We start from the raw sequence: 474 nt of genomic DNA on the forward strand, positions 1-474 counted from the left end.
CGTATAACTCTTGGAAAAAACAGATAACTCACCATAAGCAATTCGATGGTGATAGAGATGCTTATCAGAACTTAAAAGCCATTCATCGTAAAATTGAGGATTTTTCAAGAAACAAGACACCCATTATTCTTTGGGCATACCAAGATGCTATAGCGTTAGCAAACTCGGGGAACTCTCAGGTTGCGAGGTTAACACTAAGAGATATGCGCCGTGAATTATCTACTAGCCAAATTGATAGGGTTTACTATGAATTTCGCAGTAAAGTGGAACACGTAATGATTTCTGATTTTGGTTCGGATGAAGATTTGCCTGAGTGTATTCTTTCTTACCGAACATATCTCAAAGACTACATTCTTTTCTGTTCTAAGTGCATACATAGTTCCATGCATAACACCCCAATCGACACAGTAATTCCAAACACTCCATATAGAATTGAGGAGTTGCTTGATGACGGCCACCTTTACACAAGAATAG

The 474-nt window shown here is 38.4% G+C and carries 1 protein-coding gene; it reads left to right on the forward strand.

The window, feature by feature from the left end:
• Positions 1–203: 203 nt before the first annotated feature.
• Positions 204–474, forward strand: a 271-nt coding sequence (locus IQR33_RS33535; RefSeq protein ID WP_228013992.1) for a hypothetical protein, incomplete at its 3' end; no start/stop codon positions are given.

This window comes from Vibrio sp. OPT46, from assembly GCF_015163535.1.
In the GTDB taxonomy this organism is placed as follows: Bacteria; Pseudomonadota; Gammaproteobacteria; order Enterobacterales; family Vibrionaceae; genus Vibrio; species Vibrio alginolyticus.